At 68.7% G+C, this 17,975-nt stretch carries 22 protein-coding genes; 21 read left to right on the top strand and 1 reads right to left on the bottom strand.

The genetic code is table 11. From position 1 onward, the window contains the following. Positions 1-19 precede the first annotated feature (19 nt). The 7 genes from KBY67_RS03470 to KBY67_RS03440 all read left to right on the top strand — a co-directional run bounded on the left by KBY67_RS03470 (position 20) and on the right by KBY67_RS03440 (position 6,000). Positions 20-1,183 carry a homocysteine biosynthesis protein gene (locus KBY67_RS03470; protein ID WP_255108771.1) on the top strand — a complete coding sequence of 388 codons (1,164 nt, stop codon included), beginning with the start codon at positions 20-22 and terminating at the stop codon, positions 1,181-1,183. A 348-nt stretch (positions 1,184-1,531) separates the two neighbouring features. Further along, the gene (locus KBY67_RS03465) at positions 1,532-1,900 is read left to right on the top strand and encodes a CAAD domain-containing protein (RefSeq protein ID WP_255108770.1); all 369 of its coding nucleotides are present in this window, start codon (positions 1,532-1,534) and stop codon (positions 1,898-1,900) included. Positions 1,901-1,996: 96 nt separating this feature from the next. Then, the gene (locus KBY67_RS03460; RefSeq protein ID WP_255108769.1) at positions 1,997-3,160 is read left to right on the top strand and encodes a GuaB3 family IMP dehydrogenase-related protein; all 1,164 of its coding nucleotides are present in this window, start codon (positions 1,997-1,999) and stop codon (positions 3,158-3,160) included. Between the two features lie 212 nt (positions 3,161-3,372). Next, on the top strand, positions 3,373-3,696 hold the full coding sequence (gene trxA / locus KBY67_RS03455; protein ID WP_006170349.1) for a thioredoxin: 324 nt from the start codon (positions 3,373-3,375) through the stop codon (positions 3,694-3,696). Positions 3,697-3,731: 35 nt separating this feature from the next. Beyond that, positions 3,732-4,787 carry a TIGR00730 family Rossman fold protein gene (locus KBY67_RS03450; protein ID WP_255108768.1) on the top strand — a complete coding sequence of 352 codons (1,056 nt, stop codon included), beginning with the start codon at positions 3,732-3,734 and terminating at the stop codon, positions 4,785-4,787. An 8-nt stretch (positions 4,788-4,795) separates the two neighbouring features. After that, entirely contained in the window at positions 4,796-5,428 is a 633-nt protein-coding gene (hisH, locus tag KBY67_RS03445) for an imidazole glycerol phosphate synthase subunit HisH (protein WP_255108901.1), read from the top strand. Then, entirely contained in the window at positions 5,425-6,000 is a 576-nt protein-coding gene (locus KBY67_RS03440) for an RsmD family RNA methyltransferase (RefSeq protein ID WP_255108766.1), read from the top strand. The genes hisH and KBY67_RS03440 overlap by 4 nt, the downstream gene beginning before the upstream one ends. 1 nt (position 6,001) lies before the next feature. On the opposite strand, the gene petG is transcribed toward KBY67_RS03440, so the two are convergent. Continuing rightward, positions 6,002-6,115, bottom strand: coding sequence for a cytochrome b6-f complex subunit V (gene petG / locus KBY67_RS03435; protein ID WP_006170345.1), 114 nt, complete (start codon positions 6,113-6,115; stop codon positions 6,002-6,004). 73 nt (positions 6,116-6,188) lie between these two features. On the opposite strand from petG, the gene KBY67_RS03430 reads away from it, so the two are divergent. The 14 genes from KBY67_RS03430 to KBY67_RS03365 all read left to right on the top strand — a co-directional run bounded on the left by KBY67_RS03430 (position 6,189) and on the right by KBY67_RS03365 (position 17,974). Further along, positions 6,189-6,587, top strand: a complete 399-nt coding sequence (locus KBY67_RS03430) for a cytochrome c (protein ID WP_255108764.1) — start codon at positions 6,189-6,191, stop codon at positions 6,585-6,587. Then, positions 6,584-7,360: an RNA methyltransferase gene (locus KBY67_RS03425; RefSeq protein WP_255108762.1), complete on the top strand. Its 777-nt coding sequence runs from the start codon at positions 6,584-6,586 to the stop codon at positions 7,358-7,360. Before KBY67_RS03430 ends, KBY67_RS03425 begins: the two co-directional genes overlap by 4 nt. 33 nt (positions 7,361-7,393) lie before the next feature. Beyond that, positions 7,394-8,482, top strand: a complete 1,089-nt coding sequence (locus KBY67_RS03420; protein ID WP_255108760.1) for a serine hydrolase — start codon at positions 7,394-7,396, stop codon at positions 8,480-8,482. A gap of 5 nt (positions 8,483-8,487) precedes the next feature. Further along, entirely contained in the window at positions 8,488-9,963 is a 1,476-nt protein-coding gene (locus KBY67_RS03415) for a DUF3370 domain-containing protein (protein ID WP_255108758.1), read from the top strand. Beyond that, positions 9,960-11,045 (top strand): magnesium chelatase ATPase subunit I, encoded by a 1,086-nt coding sequence (gene bchI, locus KBY67_RS03410; protein WP_255108756.1) that lies wholly within the window; start codon positions 9,960-9,962, stop codon positions 11,043-11,045. Before KBY67_RS03415 ends, bchI begins: the two co-directional genes overlap by 4 nt. A gap of 4 nt (positions 11,046-11,049) precedes the next feature. Further along, a complete protein-coding gene (gene ruvC / locus KBY67_RS03405; RefSeq protein ID WP_255108754.1) occupies positions 11,050-11,511 on the top strand; it encodes a crossover junction endodeoxyribonuclease RuvC in 462 nt (153 codons plus the stop codon). Continuing rightward, the gene (locus KBY67_RS03400) at positions 11,511-12,116 is read left to right on the top strand and encodes a 5-formyltetrahydrofolate cyclo-ligase (RefSeq protein ID WP_255108752.1); all 606 of its coding nucleotides are present in this window, start codon (positions 11,511-11,513) and stop codon (positions 12,114-12,116) included. Before ruvC ends, KBY67_RS03400 begins: the two co-directional genes overlap by 1 nt. 53 nt (positions 12,117-12,169) lie before the next feature. Beyond that, positions 12,170-12,385 (top strand): hypothetical protein, encoded by a 216-nt coding sequence (locus KBY67_RS03395; RefSeq protein ID WP_255108750.1) that lies wholly within the window; start codon positions 12,170-12,172, stop codon positions 12,383-12,385. A gap of 51 nt (positions 12,386-12,436) precedes the next feature. Next, entirely contained in the window at positions 12,437-12,958 is a 522-nt protein-coding gene (locus tag KBY67_RS03390; RefSeq protein ID WP_255108748.1) for a hypothetical protein, read from the top strand. A 43-nt stretch (positions 12,959-13,001) separates the two neighbouring features. After that, positions 13,002-13,421 (top strand): SufE family protein, encoded by a 420-nt coding sequence (locus tag KBY67_RS03385; protein WP_255108746.1) that lies wholly within the window; start codon positions 13,002-13,004, stop codon positions 13,419-13,421. A gap of 34 nt (positions 13,422-13,455) precedes the next feature. After that, positions 13,456-14,760 carry a homoserine dehydrogenase gene (locus KBY67_RS03380; protein WP_255108737.1) on the top strand — a complete coding sequence of 435 codons (1,305 nt, stop codon included), beginning with the start codon at positions 13,456-13,458 and terminating at the stop codon, positions 14,758-14,760. A 291-nt stretch (positions 14,761-15,051) separates the two neighbouring features. After that, positions 15,052-15,324, top strand: a complete 273-nt coding sequence (locus KBY67_RS03375; RefSeq protein ID WP_255108735.1) for a hypothetical protein — start codon at positions 15,052-15,054, stop codon at positions 15,322-15,324. A gap of 47 nt (positions 15,325-15,371) precedes the next feature. Beyond that, positions 15,372-16,958, top strand: coding sequence for an ABC transporter substrate-binding protein (locus KBY67_RS03370; protein ID WP_255108733.1), 1,587 nt, complete (start codon positions 15,372-15,374; stop codon positions 16,956-16,958). Next, positions 16,955-17,974, top strand: a complete 1,020-nt coding sequence (locus tag KBY67_RS03365) for an ABC transporter permease (protein ID WP_255108731.1) — start codon at positions 16,955-16,957, stop codon at positions 17,972-17,974. The genes KBY67_RS03370 and KBY67_RS03365 overlap by 4 nt, the downstream gene beginning before the upstream one ends. Position 17,975: the final 1 nt, after the last annotated feature.

The following is a 17,975-nucleotide window of genomic DNA, read 5'->3' as shown; positions in this document are numbered from 1 at the left end:
CTTCAGGCTGCTTGCACTGATGGGCTCCGCCCCCCCCAGCCCCCGCAGCGAGGCGCAGCTGCTGGAGCGCCAGAGCGCCGGCGACCTGGCGGTACGCAGCGGCGCGGAGTTCCGGGCTCTGGTGGCCGCCGAAGGGCTGGAGGCGGCTTACGCCGACACCGATGTGGTGGTAGCCGCCAACGCCGAGTTCAGCGATCAGGCCACGCTCCAGTTCAGCCTCGGACCCTGTGATCCACCGATGCGCCTGCGGGAGGCGCGACTCGACGGGGTGCTGGCCCTGGGGGCCAGCGGCAGCGGTGGCCTGACCCTGCCCATCGGCGGCGGGATCACGGACCCGGTGCGGCGGGGCGGCGCCCAGGTGCTGGCCAGGTTGCTGGCGGGCCTGGAGGTGGAACTGGTGGCCAGTGGTGAAGGCACGGCCCTGCATCCCCGCCGTGAACTGCAGACCCGTCTCCAGCTCGAACGTCTGGGTGTGGCGCGCCTGCTGCTGCATCGGGCCATCAGCGAGAACGGCATCGTGGCGGTGAGCAGCGCCGAGGGGGTCACCCACAGCCCCTACGGCCCCCTGCTGGGCCCCTACGGCAGCGCCCTTTACAGCAGTGCCGGCTGCCGCAGCATCGGCCTGACCATGCCTGGCCTCAGCCTGCTGGGCCCCGGCTCGCCCGTGCTGGTGGCCGGGGCGATCGGCTGGGTGATCGGCGCCGGCAGCGGCCACCAGCCCCAGATCCGGCGGCTGCCCAGCGGCCATGCCCGCGGGCCGGGAGCCGTGGCGGCGGTGAGCGTCGATCTGGCGGATCTGAAGGCCGAGTGGATCCGCCCCTGCCACTTCGAAGGCCATGGCAGTGCCCTGCTGGTGGCGATCGCGGCGCCTGTTCCCCTGATCAACCTGGCCGTGGCCCACCAGGCGGCCTGCGGCGACGATCAGCTGGAAGCCCCCGTGCTCGATTTCTCCATTCCCCGCCGGATCCGGCCAAGCTTCGGTTTCGTTCCCTACAGCCACCTGCTCGCCGGTGAGATCCAGGTGGACGCCCGCAGGCTGCGCTGTGCCCCGGCCCACAGCCCTCGGCTGGCCGAGGAGGTCGGCGCCGATCTGATCCAGCGCCTGCGTGAGGGCTCGTTCCCCCTGCGGCTTCCCCTCCTCCCCCTGAGTGAGCGTCCGGGCCTGATTCCCCTTGAGGGCTGAGGGCAGCAGGGCCGTGACCAAGTCCGAGGAGTCGGCTTAAGCTCCACCGGCGATTTTGCGCAATAACCGGTGGTCGAGTTCCCAGCTGAATCCCAGGAGCCCGAGCAGGGCCAGGATTTACCATCCCCGCCGCCGCCGGCAGGGGAGGATCAAAGTGCCGAGCCCACAGGGGAACGGCAGCAGGACCCTGAACCTGAGCCAGCACCAGCCCCTGAGCTCGAACCCGAACCGGATCCCCAGCCAGACAACGAGCCTGAGCCTGAACTTCAGCCTGCGCCTGAACCTCAGCCTGAACCTCAGCCTGAGCTTCAGTCGGCCGCCATCGTTGACCCCCCGGCCGATCCAGCCGTGGCCAGCACCCTGTTCATTCCCGCCACGGGCGAGGCCGAGCCCAGCGAAGGGGGAGGCGAGTGGGAGCTGCTCAGCGGCAAGCTGCGTGACTGGCTCAGCGGCGCTGACGTCCAGCAGCTGATGCAGCGATACAGCGGCCCCCTGAAGTTGCTGGCTGGCTTTGTGGCCCTGCTGCTGCTGCTGCGGATCTACGCCGCCCTGCTGGGAGCGATCGAGAGCCTGCCCCTGGTTCCAGGCCTGCTGGAGCTGGCCGGGTTGATCTGGCTGGGACGCTTCGGGCTCACTCACCTGGTGCGCAGCAGCGACCGCCAGACGCTGCTGGCCTCGTGGCAGCAGCGCTGGGCGGCGTTTCGTGGACAGCCCTGAACTGAGCCCCTGAGGGCACAACCGCCGTCGGGTTCGCCTCAGCCTGGACCCGGCCAGTCCGGTTGATAGCTTGGCCCGACTGCAGAAACCCCAGTGGTGTCCATTCAGTTAGGCCGTTCTCGAACCGTCCGCCGCGCCTACGGGATCGACGAGATCGCCTTGGTGCCCGGCTGTCGCACCGTCGATCCCGAAGTCACCGACAGCCGCTGGACCATCGCTGGCATTGAGCGGGAGATCCCGATCATCGCCAGCGCCATGGACGGTGTGGTCGATGTGGCCGTGGCGGTGGAACTCTCCCGGCTCGGGGCCCTGGGGGTGCTGAATCTCGAAGGGGTCCAGTGCCGCTACGACGACCCCAACCCGATCCTGGACCGCATGGCGGCGGTGGGCAAGGACGCGTTCGTGCCCCTGATGCAGGAGCTCTACGCCCAGCCCGTGCGTGAGGACCTGATCCGTCAGCGCATCGCGGCGATCAAAGCCGGCGGTGGCATCGCCGCCGTCAGTGCCACCCCGGCGGCGGCCCTGCGCTTCGGTCAGGCGGTGGCCGAAGCCGGCGCCGATCTCTTTTTTGTGCAGGCCACGGTGGTCTCCACCGACCACATTGGTCCAGCCGGCCGCGAAACCCTCGATCTGGCCGCCCTATGCCGTGATCTCGGCATTCCGGTGGTGATCGGCAACTGCGTCACGTATGAGGTGGCCCTCCAGCTGATGCGTGCCGGCGCCGCTGCGGTGATGGTGGGCATCGGCCCCGGTGCTGCCTGCACCTCAAGGGGCGTGCTGGGGGTGGGCATCCCCCAGGCCACGGCCGTGGCCGATTGCGCCGCCGCCCGCGACGACCACGAGCGGGAGACCGGTCAGTACGTGCCGATCGTCGCCGATGGCGGGATCGTCACCGGCGGCGACATCTGCAAGTGCATCGCCTGCGGCGCCGATGCGGTGATGATCGGCTCACCCATCGCCCGGGCCAGCGAAGCCCCCGGCCGTGGCTTCCACTGGGGCATGGCCACCCCCAGCCCCGTGCTGCCCCGGGGCACCAGGATCAACGTCGGCACCACCGGCAGCCTGGAGAAGATCCTGCGCGGACCCGCCAGCCTCGACGACGGCACCCAGAATCTCCTCGGCGCCCTACGCACATCGATGGGAACCCTTGGTGCGCGCACGATCAAGGAGATGCAACGGGTGGATGTGGTGGTAGCCCCATCCCTGCTCACGGAAGGAAAGGTGTATCAGAAAGCCCAGCAGCTGGGCATGGGCAAGTAGTTCTGCGCACCTGCGCCTTCGCGTGGGGGGAAACCACAGAGTCTCAGCGGAGACGGGCGTTAACCTGATGCTGTGGGGGCTCCGGCTCGCACACTCCTCACACCAACCCGCCCGGCGCGTCCGGGCATTTTGTCTTCCTACGGTCCCCCCGCCGAACTGGGGGATTCAGGGCCCTCGTTGCTAGATTCCAGGTACCTTGTCCCCTCCCTCGGATGTCCAGCGCCACCGCCGTCACCGATGCTTCCTTTGAGCTGGACGTGCTCAAAAGTGACGTGCCCGTGCTGGTTGATTTCTGGGCCCCCTGGTGCGGTCCCTGCCGCATGGTGGCCCCGATCGTCGACGAGATCGCCAAAGAATTCGAAGGCAAGTTGAAGGTCTACAAGCTCAACACCGACGAGAACCCCAACGTCGCCAGCCAGTACGGCATCCGCAGCATCCCCACACTGATGATCTTCAAGGGTGGCCAGAAAGTGGACACCGTGGTGGGCGCGGTTCCCAAGAACACTCTCTCAGGCACGATCGCCAAATACCTCTGAGCAGTTCCTCAGCTCCAGCCTCCGCCATTCCAGTGATGTCCAGCGCCCCCCCCTCCCTGGAGCGGTTGGGCCAGTCCCTGGTTGATCATCCCCATCGCCTGCTGATCGAGCGCTCGCTCCACTCCATTCTGGAGATGGCCCGCATCGCCGATGACACCGACGACTGGCAGCTGATCTCCGGTGCCCTGAGCGACCTGCATGACGCCCTAGCTGCCTTCCATCCCCACCGCAGCTCGCGCAAGGTGACGGTGTTCGGCTCGGCCCGCAGCCTGCCCCACAGCTCCACCTATCAGCTGGCCGAGCAGGTGGGGCGTGAAGCGATGGCCGCCGGCTTTGAGGTGATCACCGGCGCTGGCGGCGGGGTGATGGAAGCGGCGAACCGGGGAGCGGGCGCAGACCACAGCTTCGGGCTCAACATTCAGCTGCCCTTTGAGCAGGCCTCCAACCCCTATGTGACGGCGGCAGGGAATCGCCTGGTCGATTTTCGCTACTTCTTCACCCGCAAGCTGTTCTTCCTGCGGGAGAGCGATGCCCTGGTGGTGCTGCCCGGCGGCTTCGGCACCCTCGATGAACTGTTCGAGGCCCTCACCTTGATCCAGACCGGGCGCACGGCACCGATTCCGGTGGTGCTGCTGGCGCCTCCGGGCCATGAGCTCTGGCAGCACTGGCCACAGGACCTCCTCCATGGGCTGAAGCGCGAGGGATTGATCGGCCCAGACGACGGTGGCCTGATCAGCCGGGCCGACAGCGCCAGCGAGGCGATCGAGCTGATCCGCCACTTCTACCGGGTGTTCCACACCACCCGCGTCACCGACGACGGACTGGAGTTGCTGCTGCACGTGCCCCTGGCGGAGGCTGATCTGCTGTCCATCCGCTCCGGCTTCCCGGATCTGCTCAGCAGCGGCACGTTTGAGCTGGGGGAGAGCTGCGACGACAACGATCGCCTGCGACCCTGCCTGCGCTTCGACTTCGATCAACGCTGCGTCGGCCGCCTCTACCAGCTCATCGCCGCCATCAATGCCCTCGATCTGGCCCGCTGCGACGACCTGCTGCACCCCGAACAACGCACCTGCCTGGAGTCACTGCCATGAGCCGTGCCATGAGCCATCGGATCGGCCTAATCGATTACGGCATGGGCAACCTCCATTCGGTGGCCCGGGCCGCTGAGCGCCTCGGCGCCGAACTCATTCCCGTGCTGGACGCCCCGTCGATGGAGGGCTGCGACGCCCTGATCCTGCCGGGGGTGGGATCCTTCGATCCAGCCATGGAGCGCCTGCACCAGGCCCGCCTGGTGGATCCCCTGCGAGAGTGGAGTGCCAAGGGGCGTCCCCTGCTGGGGATCTGCCTGGGGTTGCAGCTGCTGTTCGAGGGCAGTGAGGAGGGGGAAGCCACCGGCCTCGGCCTGCTCAGGGGCCAGGTGCGGGCCCTGCCCTCCAGCCCAGGACATCCCATTCCCCACATGGGCTGGGCGCCGTTGATCTCCACCAACCCCAGCCCCCTGCTGCCAGCGGGCCATCCAGCGGCCTGGGTCTATTTCGTGCATTCCTACGCCGCCGTTCCCGCGGATCCGGCCTGCAGCACTGCGGAGGTCCTCTTCGCTGATCAGCCGGTGACAGCGGCGGTATGGCAGGGGGCCCTGGCGGCCTGCCAGTTTCACCCCGAGAAGTCCGGACCCCAGGGGCAGCGCATGCTCGGGCGTTGGCTGGACTGGCTGGAGCGGAGCGGGGCATGAGTCTGAGGCTCAGTGGCGGGCGCAAACTGCTCAGCCCACCGGGACAGCAGACCCGTCCCACCAGCTCAAGGCTGCGGCTGGCGGTGCTCAACCTCCTGGCTGCCGAGCTGGGCGGATGCCGCTGGCTCGATCTCTGTTGCGGCAGCGGCGTGATGGGCTGCGAAGTCCTGCAAAGGGGTGCCCAGCAGGTGGTGGCCGTCGATCATGACCAGGCCACCCTCGCCATCGCCCGGCGCAATCTGGAGGCCGTCAAGGCCAGCGTCAATCCCGCCTGCGATCTGCGGGTGATCAGGGCCTCCCTGCCGCTCTGGCTGGGCCAGTGCCCGACACAACAGCTGGGAGAGAACGCAGCGGCGGGCTTTGATCTGATCTACGCCGACCCCCCCTACGCTTCAGCCCTCTACGTGCCGATCGCTGAGGCGGTGGCAGCGGCTGGCTGGCTGGCCGTGGGCGGGCGTCTGCTCTGGGAATGCTCCAGCTGCTCTTACCCAGAGGTTCCCTCCGGCTGGAAGCTGGTCGACCAACGGCGCTACGGCAGCTGCGGCCTGATGATCCTGGCGCCCGCGAACTGACTCAGCCTCCCAGGGCACTGCCCCGGCGGTACTGGTTCCAGGCCGCCACGAACAGGCCCACCAGGGTGATCGGGATCAAACCCAGAACGATGCCGCAGAGAAGGGGTTCGATCATCGGGAGCCGGAAGTTGTGCCTGACGCAATTCTCCCACGGCCAAGGCAGGCTGTGTGGGTCTTCCGAGTGATCCGTGACCGGCGATCCTTCCACCGTCCTGGAGGCCACCCCGGCGCCGGTCCAGCGCCAGGGCCTGATCACCGCCCTGGTGCTGCTGGCCGCAGCCGGCTGCATCCTGATGCTGCTGTTCGTCCTGCCGGCAGCCCGCAGCGACCCCTACACCCGGCGCACCCTGGCGCTGTCGGGCTCGGTGGAGACCGGCGGCCGCCTCTTTCGCATGAACTGCGCCGGCTGCCACGGCATCGCCGCCCAGGGGCTGGTGGGGCCCAGCCTGCTGGGGGTAAGCCAGCGCCACAGCGATCGCCAGCTGATCCGCCAGGTGGTGAGCGGCCGCACGCCACCGATGCCGCGCTTCCAGCCTGAACCCCAGGCCATGGCCGACCTGCTGGCCCATCTCCGCAGCCTGGAGTGAGCGGCAGCACGTCCCTGGCCCTGGTACTGGTGGAGCCCGCTGGGCCCCTGAACGTGGGCAGTGTGGCCAGGCTCTGCGCCAATTTCGATCTTCACGACCTGCGGCTCGTGGCCCCCCGCTGTGATCACCTCGGTGAGGAGGCCAGGCGCATGGCGGTCCATGCCGGGGCCCTGCTGGAAGGTGCCCGGCTCTATCCGGATCTGGCAGCGGCCCTCAGCGACCGCACCCGGGTGGTGGCCGCCAGTGGGCGGGTCGACTCGCAGGCTCTACCCATCGAAGGCCCCGCTGACGCCATCCCCTGGCTGCTGGAGCCCCAAGCCTGCCCAGGGGATGGCGATCACCAACCCAGCACCGCGGCGCTGGTCTTCGGGCGGGAAGACCGGGGCCTGAGCACCGATGAGCTGCTCCAGGCCGGTCGCATCCTGCGAATCGGCACCGACGCCGGCTACCCCTCCCTCAACCTCTCCCATGCGGTGGCCATCAGCCTGCACGAGCTGCGCCGCTGCCAGCAGGCAGGAACCACGGCTCATCCCAGCGATCCGGCGGCGGTGACCGGGCCCGAGCCCGCCGTCCGGGAGCGGCTGGAAGCCGCCCTGGTGGACGCCGAAGACCTGCTACTGGAGGTGGGTTTTCTGCTGCCGCACACGGCCCATGCCCGCATGGCCAAGTTGCGGGCGTTGCTGCAGAGGGCCCAGATCAGCGCCGAAGAGGTGGCCCTGGTCCGGGGCATGGTCCGTCAGCTGCGCTGGGCCAGCCAGCGGGGAACCCCCTAAGGTCCTGCCATCTCCGTCCCCCCCGGCTGCATCGTGCCTACGGGTCGCTCCCCCCGTTCTGGATCCCCCGGCTGGTTCCAGCCCTTCGCCCTCGTCCTGCGCCTGCTGGTGATGGGCCTGGGCCTCGGGGTGCTCACCGGCACCGCCTTGAAACAACTGGCACCGAAGCTGGCCCAGGGGGCGATGGAAGCCCCCAAGCCCAGCAGCGCCAGCTCACCGGTGCCCACCCCCAAGGGGGGCCTGGCCCTGGGCCGCTTCGAGCCGCGGGTGGAGCTCACCAAGCTCAGCCAGCGCTGGAAGGCCCTGGCCGCCGAGCAGAAGGATCTCAAGGTGGGCGGCTTCCTGCTGGTGCTGGATGACGGCCGCTACGCCCAGCTCAACCCCGACACACCCCTGCCGGCGGCGAGCTCGATCAAGACCCCGATCCTGCTGGCGGCCCTCGACGACCTCGATTCCGGCAAATTGCGCTGGAACGAGCCGCTGCCACTCACCAAGGAGGTGATGGGCGGTGGGGCCGGCTGGATGGCCAGCCGGCCCCTAGGCACCCGTTTTCCCTTTTACGAAGCCGCCACCGAGATGATCCGGGTGAGCGACAACAGCGCCACCAACCTGCTGATCAAACGCCTCGGCGGCAAGGCCGCCGCCAATGCCCACTTCCAGGCCCTGGGCCTGCCGGCCACGGTGATCAACAACTGGCTGCCCGACCTCGAAGGCACCAACACCACCAGCCCCCGCGATCTGGCCCGCTCATTCGCGGTGGTGGACATCGGCGAGAAGCTCAGCCCCCGGGCCCGAGACCACTTCCGCACGATCATGGCCACCTCCCGCACCAACACCCTGCTGCCCGCCGGGCTGCTCAAGGGTCTGGGGGGCAACTCCAGCGACCCCGACAGCGAGCTGATGGCCCGTGGACTGACCGTGCTCAACAAGACCGGTGACATCGGCATCGCCTACGCCGACGCGGGCCTGATCGAGCTCCCCAACGGCAAGAGAGCTGTGGCAGGGTTCATGGTCAAAGGCCCGTTCAACGACCCCCGTTCCACCGATCTGATCCGGGCCATGGCTGCCGCGGTGAGCGAAACCCTCGTGGGTCGCAGCGATCCCTCTCCCCAACCCCGCTGACGTTGATGCTCCTCCTGACCATGGCCGCCGGCCTTCTGCTCAGCGCCGGCGCGGCCCAGGCCAAAGCTCCCGCCATGGTCCCGGCCGCCGCATCAGCAGCTGCGGGGACGGCAGCCACCGCCACCACCACCGTGCGGAGACCCCAGCAGGTGCGTCCCCTCAGCGGCGGGCTCGACCGGGTGGCGGTGATCAACGACAACAACCCTGAGCTGATCATCCAGCCCGGCATCCTGCTCTCCACCTTCAACGGCAGCGGAACCCTCGCCGGCCAACCGTTCTCCAGCCCTGAGGCCCACCTGAACGTTCCCCTGCAGGGACGCTTCGACCTGTTCAGCCACCACGTCTACGCCGGCCGACCGGAAACCCTCGACTCCGTGCTCTGGCTGGGGGTGGTGGCCGCCCCCGTGAACGGCAAACCCGTGCGGCTGCGGGTGCTGGGGGGATCCACGGCCCTGTCCCAGTCGAGCGATCCAGCCCAGCCGGCAGCTCCTTTCCTGCCCCTGCCGCCCCTGATGAGCCACGACGGCACGTCGGTGTATGCCGGACCCGGCTCAAGGGTGGCCGCCGAAATGCTGCAGAACCGCCGCGGCGTCGGCATTCCCCAGGAGTGGAGTCTGGCCCCGGGTCAGCTCACCACCCTGCTGGCCCTACCGATTCCCGTGAAGGGGCTCGACCCCCTGCTCAATGGTCGCAACCTGCAGCTGCGGCTAGAGAGTGATGGCCCGGTGCAGCTGGCCACCCTGGCCGCCTTCGGAGCTGAGCGTCCACCGGAGCCGGAAGTCTGGAGTCGGCTGCTGCGGGCCGGGCTCAGCGCCAAGGAGCATGTGCCCACCCCCAGGGGGCAGAGCGGCGGCATTATCTATTCGCGGGTGAGTGGTGTGCAGACGGGCAGCCGCTGGAGCGCGAAGCTCAGCGATCCCGGCAGCAAGGTGCTCTCCGTGCGCAGTGCACCGGTGTCCTGGCCGATCGCCTCGCTGGAGCGGGGCAGCCTGGGCAGCGGCCAGGTGCAGACCGCCGAGCTGCGGGCCTTCTACCCCGGCACCGCCTGGGCCGCCCACGGCAACTACGGCGTGGAGTACGACCTGACCCTTCCCCTGGTGAATGACACCAAGGCCCCGGTGGCCCTGGATCTGGCCCTGGAATCCCCTCGCAAGACCGACAGGCCCGAGGGGGGCCTCCTCTTCAACCTCACCCCACCACGGGCGGTGGTGTTTCGCGGCACGGTGGAGGTGAGCGGGCTGGATGGTCCGGAGGGCCGCCCCGCCGGCCGGCGCTGGTTCCACCTGGTGCAGCGCCAGGGCGAAAGGGGCCCCAGCCTCGGGCGCATCAGCCTGGCCCCTGGCCAGCAGCGGCAGCTGAGGGTGCGGCTGATCTACCCCGCCGACGCCACGCCCCCCCAGGTGCTGAGCCTGCTGCCCGCGCCGACGCTGGGCCAGCCAGCTGTGAAACAATCCGAATCCGTGCCGGCAACCCGTCCGTGAGTCAGACCCGCCAACGCAGGGCCTTCCCCTTCACAGCCATTGTGGGCCAGGAGGAGATGAAGCTCGCCCTGCTGCTGAACGTGATCGATCCGCGCATCGGCGGGGTGATGATCATGGGCGACCGGGGCACGGGCAAGAGCACCACGATCCGCGCCCTCACTGATCTGCTGCCGGAGATCGATGTTGTTGCCGGCGATCCTTACAACAGCTCCCCCAGCGACCCCGACCTGCAGAGCGTCGAGGTGCGCCAGCGGGCGGAGAGTGGCGAAACGCTACCGGTGGAGCCGCGCCAGGTGCCGATGGTGGACCTGCCCCTGGGGGCCACCGAAGACCGCCTCTGCGGCACGATCGACATCGAAAAAGCCCTGAGTGAGGGCGTTCGGGCCTTTGAGCCGGGCCTGCTGGCCAAGGCCAACCGCGGCCTGCTCTATGTCGATGAGGTGAACCTGCTCGACGACCACCTGGTGGACGTGCTGCTGGATTCGGCCGCCTCCGGGTGGAACACGGTGGAGCGGGAAGGGGTGTCGGTGCGCCACCCGGCCCGCTTCGTGCTGATCGGCTCGGGCAACCCCGAGGAAGGGGAACTGCGGCCCCAACTTCTGGATCGCTTCGGCATGAGCGTGGAGGTGCGCACGGTGCGTGATCCGGAGCTGCGGGTGCAGGTGGTGGATCAGCGCACCGGCTACGACAGCGATCCCGAGGGCTTCAACAGCCACCATCTGGGCGCCCAGGAGGCACTGCAGCAGCGGGTGGTGGAGGCCCAGCAGCGACTGCCCCAGGTGCTGATCGACCCCGATCTGCGCATCCGCATCTCGGCGGTCTGCGGTGAGCTCAATGTGGACGGCCTGCGCGGCGACATCGTCACCAACCGGGCGGCCCGGGCCCTGGCCGCCTTCGAAGGCCGCACCGAAGTGAACGACGACGATGTTGCGCGGGTGGTGGCCTGCTGCCTGCGCCACCGGCTGCGCAAGGATCCGCTGGAGCAGATCGATTCCGGTGATCGGGTGATCAAGGTGTTCTGCAAGATCTTCGAGATGGCCGACACCGCCCGCGACGCCTTCCAGCTGGCCCTGGCGGCCTGAGGCCTTGCGCATCCTCGGCATCGATCCAGGCCTGGCCCGCGTCGGCTATGGCCTGATCGAGACCGGCCCGCCCCAGCGCCTGCTGGATTGCGGAATGATCCGCACCGAAGCCGGCACTCCGGAGGGGGAGCGGCTGGTGGAGATTGCCCGCGACCTGCGCTGGCTGGTGCGCCGCTGGCGTCCTGAGCTGGCCTGTGTCGAGAAGTTCTTCTTCTATCGCTCCAGCACCACCATTTCGGTGGTGCAGGCCCGGGGGGTGGTGATGATGACCCTGGCCCGCCTGCGGGTGCCGGTGGTGGAGTTTCCGCCGATGCAGATCAAGCTGGCCCTCACGGGATCCGGTCATGCCGACAAGAACGACGTGCTCGACGCCGTGATGCGTGAACTGGACCTGGAGACGCCCCCCCGCCCTGATGACGCCGCCGATGCCCTCGCCGCCGCCATCACGGCCTGGTTTCAACGCTGATGGCGGGCACACCGGGGCCGGGCGACCCCAAACCCCTCTGGAGGCGGCACTTCCGCCAGCAGCGCGCCCAGCAGCCCGAGGAGCAGCGGAGGCGGCTGCTGGAGCAGGCTCAAGCTGGGATCCCCAGACTGATCGGGGCCGACCAGCGGCTGGGGCTCTACTGGCCCCTGGCGGGGGAACCCGATCTGCGGGATCTGGCCAAAGCGCTTCCAGGCCGGCTGGCCCTGCCCGCCATCCGAACTCCGCAGGGAGCGGGGAGGCTGGGTTACGAGATCTGGCAGCCCGGGGATCCGCTCCAGCCCGATGCCGCGGGGGTTCCGGCGCCGGCGCCGGCGGGCAGGCCGCTGCCGGCGTCGGCCCTTGGTCTGCTGCTGGTGCCGGCCCTCGCCTACGACCGCCGCGCTGTCCGCCTGGGCTATGGGGGTGGCTGGTTCGACCGGCTGCGGGCCGATCCCGCCTGGCGCTCGGTGCCGGCCCTGATTGTGGCCTCCGCCGCCTGTGCCGTGGAGCAGCTGCCGCTGGATCCGTGGGACGTTCCCTTCGACGGCTGGCTCAGCGAACGGGGGATCGAATGGTTGCAACCTGTTGAGAGGCCTGCACTCTGATGACCCACGTGCCGATTTTTTGCCAGGATCACCTGGTACGAGCCCCTGTTTCCTTGGACCTCAGCTTCGATCAGTCCCGCCCCTCCCCCGCCCGGCGCGTCGGCGCCTACGCCATCGGAGCCGGCACGATGCCCGAGCGGGTGATGGCGGCGGAGCTGGGCCACCGCTCCCAGCCCAGTGAAGCCCTCTCGATGATGGTCAGCTCGATGGTGCGGATGGTGCAGGCCGGCAAGGGCCAGGCCGCAGGCAGACGCTGGTCAGCCTCCTGATCGCGCCTTAGCGTTGGGGTCAGCCCCTTCGCAAGCGACCAGGCCTTGGCGATGACCACTTCCCGCTTCACGCGGCTCTGCAGCCTGCTGGCACTCCCGGCCCTCGGGGCAGTGGTGGCCATGGCCGTCGCTCCAGGTCCTGTGGAGGCCCACGCAATTGAATCCAGCCTGGATCGGCTCGAATCCCTGCGCGACGGGCTGATGCTCGAAAGCCGCTTCTCTAACGGCGAACCCGTCAAGGGCGCCCTCGTGCGGCTGGTACCCCCTCATGGGGGACAGCCCTTGGACGTGGGTCAGATGAATGCCCAGGGGCGCCTCAGCTTCTCCATGCCCAAGGGCGCCGATGGCGACTGGGAGCTGCAGGTGGATGCGGGCCCTGGACACCGCGACTTTCTTGAGGTGCCCACCCAGGCAGGCCAGGCCCAGCTGGATCGGGTGAGCAGCAGCGATCAGAGCCCGATGCCCTCGGTCCTCTCAGCGCATCAACGTCATTCTTTGCTGCTGATCGGCGGCGTCACCGGCCTGGGCGCTCTGGTGAGTGGGCTGGCGGTGCAGCAGCGCCGCCGCCGCTGAGGGCAAGCGCCACACTGGGGCCACTTCCGCCCTGGCCCCATCCATGAGCACCGGCAGCGACAGCCTTGACGCGATCGTGGAGCGCCTGCGCGGCACCAGTGACCCCAAGCGCCGCTACGAGTACGTGCTCTGGCTGGCCAAGAAGCTTGCGCCCTTGCCCGACGAATTCCGTCAGGAGGTGTTCAAGGTGAAGGGCTGTGTCTCCCAGGTGTATGTGGTGGGGCAGCTGGTCGACGGCAAGCTCCACTGGCAGGGAGATTCCGATGCCCAGATCACCAAGGGGCTGCTGGCACTGCTGATCGCCGGCCTGGAGGGCCTGGAACCAAACCAGGCCGCTGGGCTGGACCCCGGTTTTCTGGCTGAGACGGGCCTTAAGGCCAGCCTCACCCCGTCCCGCGCCAATGGATTCCTGAACATCCTGAAGATGATGCAGGCCCAGGCCAGGGGCCTGGCGACGGAATGATTTCTAGGATCATCGGTTTCGCGGCACAATCGGCATGACCATCGGCATCGGCTTGCTCGGTCTGGGCACGGTGGGAGCCGGTGTCGCGGAGATCCTCACCTCCCCGGACGGGCGCCATCCGCTGGTGGCGGAGCTGGAGCTGCGGCGTATCGCCGTACGCGATCTCAGCCGGCACCGGCCCGTGGCCCTGGCTCCCGAATTGCTCTGCACCGACCCGGCCGAGGTGGTGAACGATCCCTCGGTGGAGATCGTCGTGGAGCTGATGGGGGGTCTGGAGCCAGCCCGCACCCTGATCCTCGCGGCCATTAACGCCGGCAAATCAGTGGTGACGGCCAACAAAGCCGTGATCGCCCGTCATGGCGAGGAGATCGCCGATGCCGCGGCCCGTCAGGGGGTCTATGTGCTGATCGAAGCGGCTGTGGGTGGCGGCATTCCCATCATCGAGCCCCTCAAGCAATCGCTGGGCGGCAATCGCATCCAACGGGTGAGCGGCATCATCAACGGCACCACCAACTACATCCTCAGTCGCATGACGGATGAGGGGGCCGCCTACGCCGAGGTGCTGGCAGAGGCCCAGCAGCTGGGGTACGCCGAGGCCGACCCCGCCGCCGATGTGGAGGGGGATGACGCGGCCGACAAGATCGCGATCCTCGCCGGCCTGGCCTACGGCGGCACGGTGGAGCGGGCGTTGATCCCCACCGTCGGCATCAGCGACCTGCAGGCGCGGGATGTGAGCTATGCCAGCCAGCTGGGCTACCGCGTGAAACTGCTGGCGGTGGCCCAGCATCTGGGCACTGCGGCCGATGGCAGTGAATGCCTCGATGTGCGCGTGCACCCCACCTTGGTGCCCACCGACCATCCCCTGGCGGTGGTCAATGGGGTCAACAACGCGATCCTGGTGGAGGGAGATCCCGTGGGACGGGTGATGTTCTACGGCCCTGGCGCTGGGGCAGGGCCCACCGCCTCGGCGGTGGTGGCCGACATTCTCAACATCGCCGGCATCCGCCAGGCAGCCGGCACAGGCGGCCGACTGGATCCACTGCTGGCGGCCAGCCGCTGGCGCCGCTGCAGCCTGGTGGAGAGCTCCCGCACCCGGCACCGCAACTACGTGCGCCTGCAGACCAGCGACCAGGCCGGGGTGATCGGCCGCATCGGCAGCTGCTTCGGCCAGGCGGAGGTGTCGATCCAGTCGATCGTGCAGCTGGAGGCCAGCGGCGGCCAGGCTGAAATCGTGGTGATCACCCATGAGGTGGAGGAGTCCCGATTCCAGGCGGCGCTGGCGGCGATCCGTGCCCTGCCAGAGATTCAGAGCGTGGCGGCCTGCCTGCGCACCCTCTAAGTGCATCAGCAGACCTGCTGACAGCCAGAACGAGTGCTCATGCCGCGGCTGTTGACGGGCCGGGGGCTGGCAGGGTCAAGATGGATTCATTCCGCATCCCCCCGGATGCTGATGCCCTCACCTGAGCCGGCCCGTTGTCCAAATTGAACTCCAGCTCAGACACCCTTGCGGAACCCTTGGCCCACAACGGCCTTTCCCCACTCCCCCTCAGCGGCCCGGTACCCAGCCCTGACCCCCATCTCTGCCAGCCCTGATCAGGGCTGCCGTTCAACCCGCCACCCCGCGACCGCCATGACCCTCCATCAGGGTGACTGCGTTCACCTCACCACCGATGTGGCCATCAGCGCCGGTCTCCCGAGTGGCGAATCCGCGTCCACCTGGACCATCGGCGAGCCAGCCCATTCCAGTGTGTATCAGGTGATCGGTGTGGATGCACCCCGCGACCGCTGCTGGGTGCGGCGCTGGCCCCTGGCACGAAACGGCTCTCCGGTGTTTGAGGTGTCGATCCGCCAGGTGGAACTGCACCATCTGGCCCAGGCCCAGAGCTACCCGTCGCGGTCTTGAATGGGCGCCTCTGAGCACTCAGGAGCATCCTGCACGCTTTGCCTGCCTTGAAGGGGTTGCGCTCGCTCTCCCTGCTGGCCGCCCTGTTGGTGCTGCTGCTGGGATGCCAGCCCCAGCGGCCCAGTGGGAGGTTGGTGGTGGGCAGCCGCACCCGGATCGACTCGGTGGACCCGGCCGCCACCTACAGCTTCGGGGCCCTGCAACTGATCAGCGCCCTCGGTGATCCGCTCTATGCCATCGATGCCAGGGGCGAGCTGCAGCCCCGTCTGGCCACGGCTTTGCCGCGGATGAGCCCAGATCGGCTCACCGCCTGGGTGCCACTGCGGCAGGGGGTGCGCTTCCACGACGGCACCCCCTTTGATGCCGCCGCCATGGTGTTCACCCTGGAGCGCTTTCTGGCGATCGGCAAGCTCAGCTACCTGCTGGGGGACCGGATCGTTGCGGTGCGCGCCAGCGGCAGCCATGAACTGGAGCTGAAGCTGCGGCGCCCCTTCACCGCCCTGCCCCAGCTGCTGAGCGCCGTCAGTCTCACGCCCCTCTCCCCCACCGCCTACCGCAGCCACGACAAGCGCTTCCTCAATGATCGCTTCGTGGGCACGGGCCCCTACAGGCTCACCTTCTTCGCCGACCAGCAGCAGCGTCTGGAGCCCTTCAAGGACTACTGGGGAGAGCCTCCTGCCAACAGCGGGCTGGATCTGGTCAACCTCAGCAACTCCACCGCCCTCTACGGGGCCCTGCGCAGCGGCGAGGTGGATGTGCTGCTCTCGACCAGTCTGGAGGGCGACCAGCAGCTCTCCCTACACCAGGACGCCCAGCGGGGGCGCCTGCTCGAAGGGGTGGGTCCGGCCCTGGAGATCGGCTACCTGACCCTGCTGAGCGACCAGCCGCCCCTCAAGAACCCGCTGGTGCGCCGTGCCATTGCCCACAGCCTCGATCACGAGCTGATCAGCCAGCGGGTGACCCATGGCCTGCGGCCACCACTGCGGGATCTGGTGCCCCCCAGCCTGAGCGGCTCCGAACCCGAGGCCTGGCCCGCCTTTGACCCGGCGGAAGCCCGACGGCTGTTCGAGCAGGCCGGCTACTGCCGGGGCAAGACGCTGAACCTGCCCTTCACCTTCCGCTCCAACATTCCCGCCGACAAGCTCTTCGCCCTGATCTGGAAGGAACAGCTGCGCCGGGATCTGGGTGACTGCATCGTGCTGGAGGTGAGCGGAATGGAATCCACCACGGCCTACCGTCAGCTCGGCGAGGGGGCTTTCGCCTCGATCCTGCTGGAGTGGATGGGCGACTTCCCCGACGCCGACAACTATCTGCAGCCACTGCTGGGCTGCGACAAGGCCGTGGGCCAGCGCTGCCTGGAGGGTCCCAGTGCCGCGAGCGGCAGCTTCTGGACCCGCCCCGGCCTGAACGAGGAGCTGCGCCGCAGTCAGAGCCTGCAGGGACGGGAGCGAATAGAGCTGCTGCAGCGCCTGCAGCGTGAAACCGCCGCCGCCGCCCCCTACATCCCGGTCTGGCTGGTGGCGCCGCGGGCCTGGGCCCAGGCCGGACTGAGCACCCCGGTGTTCGATGGCTCCGGCCGCGTGGTGCTCAGCCAACTGCAGCAGCGGCAGTCAGCTGCGAGGCCAGCGCCATGAGCCGTCGCCGCCAGCTGCTGGGCTATCTGGGCAGTCGGCTGCTGCTCGCCCCAGTGATGCTCTGGCTGATCGCCACCCTGGTGTTTCTGCTGCTGCGGCTGGCCCCGGGGGATCCCATCGACGCCCTTCTGGGCACCCGGGCACCGGAGGCGGCACGGCAGGCCCTGCGCCAGCAGCTGGGGCTCGACCAACCCCTGCCCGCTCAGTACGGCCACTTCCTCGCCGATCTACTCAGGGGCAATCTGGGCGAATCGCTCACCAACCAGACCCCGGTGCTGGACGTGATCCGCCAGAACCTGCCGGCCAGCCTGGAGCTGGGGCTGTGTGCGCTGCTGATCGCGGCGGTGCTGGGGCTGGCGGTGGGCTTCAGCGGCATCGCCCGCCCCGAGGGCAAGCTCGACCTGGCCGGACGCCTCTACGGCATCGGCACCTACGCCCTGCCGCCCTTCTGGGCGGCGATGGTGATCCAGCTGATCTTTGCCGTCTGGCTGGGGTGGTTTCCGGTGGGCGGGCGCTTCCCCGCCACTCTGATGCCCCCCAGCGGCAGCGGCTTCTACCTGCTCGACAGCCTGCGCGCCGCCAATCTCCAGCAGCTGGCCGGCAGCCTGCGGCACCTGGTGCTGCCCGCCTCCACCCTCGGCCTGCTCCTCAGCGGTATCTTCGCCAACGCCCTGCGCCTCAACCTGAGGCGGGTGCTGCGTTCCGACTACGTGGAGGCGGCCCGCAGCCGTGGCCTCAGCGAAACCCGGGTGGTGCTACGCCATGCCCTGCCCAATGCCCTGTTGCCCGTGCTCACGATCACCGGCATCACCGTGGCTTCGCTGATCGGTGGCGCCCTGCTGATCGAGGTCACCTACTCCTGGCCCGGCATCGCCTTCCGGCTGCAGGAGGCCATCGGCCAGCGCGACTACCCCCTGGTGCAGGGCATCGTGGTGGTGGTGGCGGCCTTGGTGGTGCTGGTGAGCGTGACGGTGGACATGCTGGTGGCAGTGCTGGACCCTCGCATCCGCTTCTGAG

This window comes from Synechococcus sp. RedBA-s (assembly GCF_024345495.1).
Taxonomy (GTDB): domain Bacteria; phylum Cyanobacteriota; class Cyanobacteriia; order PCC-6307; family Cyanobiaceae; genus Regnicoccus_A.
The sequence above is the reverse complement of the archived record's forward strand: the minus strand, read 5'-3'. Positions and strand labels throughout refer to the sequence as shown.

Bases quoted from the DNA above. Each gene is read 5' to 3' on its own strand.
- KBY67_RS03415 (WP_255108758.1), top strand. From the start codon at position 8,488: ATGCTCCTCCTGACCATGGCCGCCGGCCTTCTGCTCAGCGCCGGCGCG.
- KBY67_RS03450 (WP_255108768.1), top strand. From the start codon at position 3,732: ATGTCCAGCGCCCCCCCCTCCCTGGAGCGGTTGGGCCAGTCCCTGGTT.
- hisH (WP_255108901.1), top strand. From the start codon at position 4,796: ATGAGCCATCGGATCGGCCTAATCGATTACGGCATGGGCAACCTCCAT.
- KBY67_RS03380 (WP_255108737.1), top strand. From the start codon at position 13,456: ATGACCATCGGCATCGGCTTGCTCGGTCTGGGCACGGTGGGAGCCGGT.
- trxA (WP_006170349.1), top strand. From the start codon at position 3,373: ATGTCCAGCGCCACCGCCGTCACCGATGCTTCCTTTGAGCTGGACGTG.
- KBY67_RS03400 (WP_255108752.1), top strand. From the start codon at position 11,511: ATGGCGGGCACACCGGGGCCGGGCGACCCCAAACCCCTCTGGAGGCGG.
- KBY67_RS03375 (WP_255108735.1), top strand. From the start codon at position 15,052: ATGACCCTCCATCAGGGTGACTGCGTTCACCTCACCACCGATGTGGCC.
- KBY67_RS03440 (WP_255108766.1), top strand. From the start codon at position 5,425: ATGAGTCTGAGGCTCAGTGGCGGGCGCAAACTGCTCAGCCCACCGGGA.
- KBY67_RS03365 (WP_255108731.1), top strand. From the start codon at position 16,955: ATGAGCCGTCGCCGCCAGCTGCTGGGCTATCTGGGCAGTCGGCTGCTG.
- petG (WP_006170345.1), bottom strand. From the start codon at position 6,115: ATGATCGAACCCCTTCTCTGCGGCATCGTTCTGGGTTTGATCCCGATC.
- KBY67_RS03390 (WP_255108748.1), top strand. From the start codon at position 12,437: ATGACCACTTCCCGCTTCACGCGGCTCTGCAGCCTGCTGGCACTCCCG.
- KBY67_RS03385 (WP_255108746.1), top strand. From the start codon at position 13,002: ATGAGCACCGGCAGCGACAGCCTTGACGCGATCGTGGAGCGCCTGCGC.
- KBY67_RS03470 (WP_255108771.1), top strand. From the start codon at position 20: ATGGGCTCCGCCCCCCCCAGCCCCCGCAGCGAGGCGCAGCTGCTGGAG.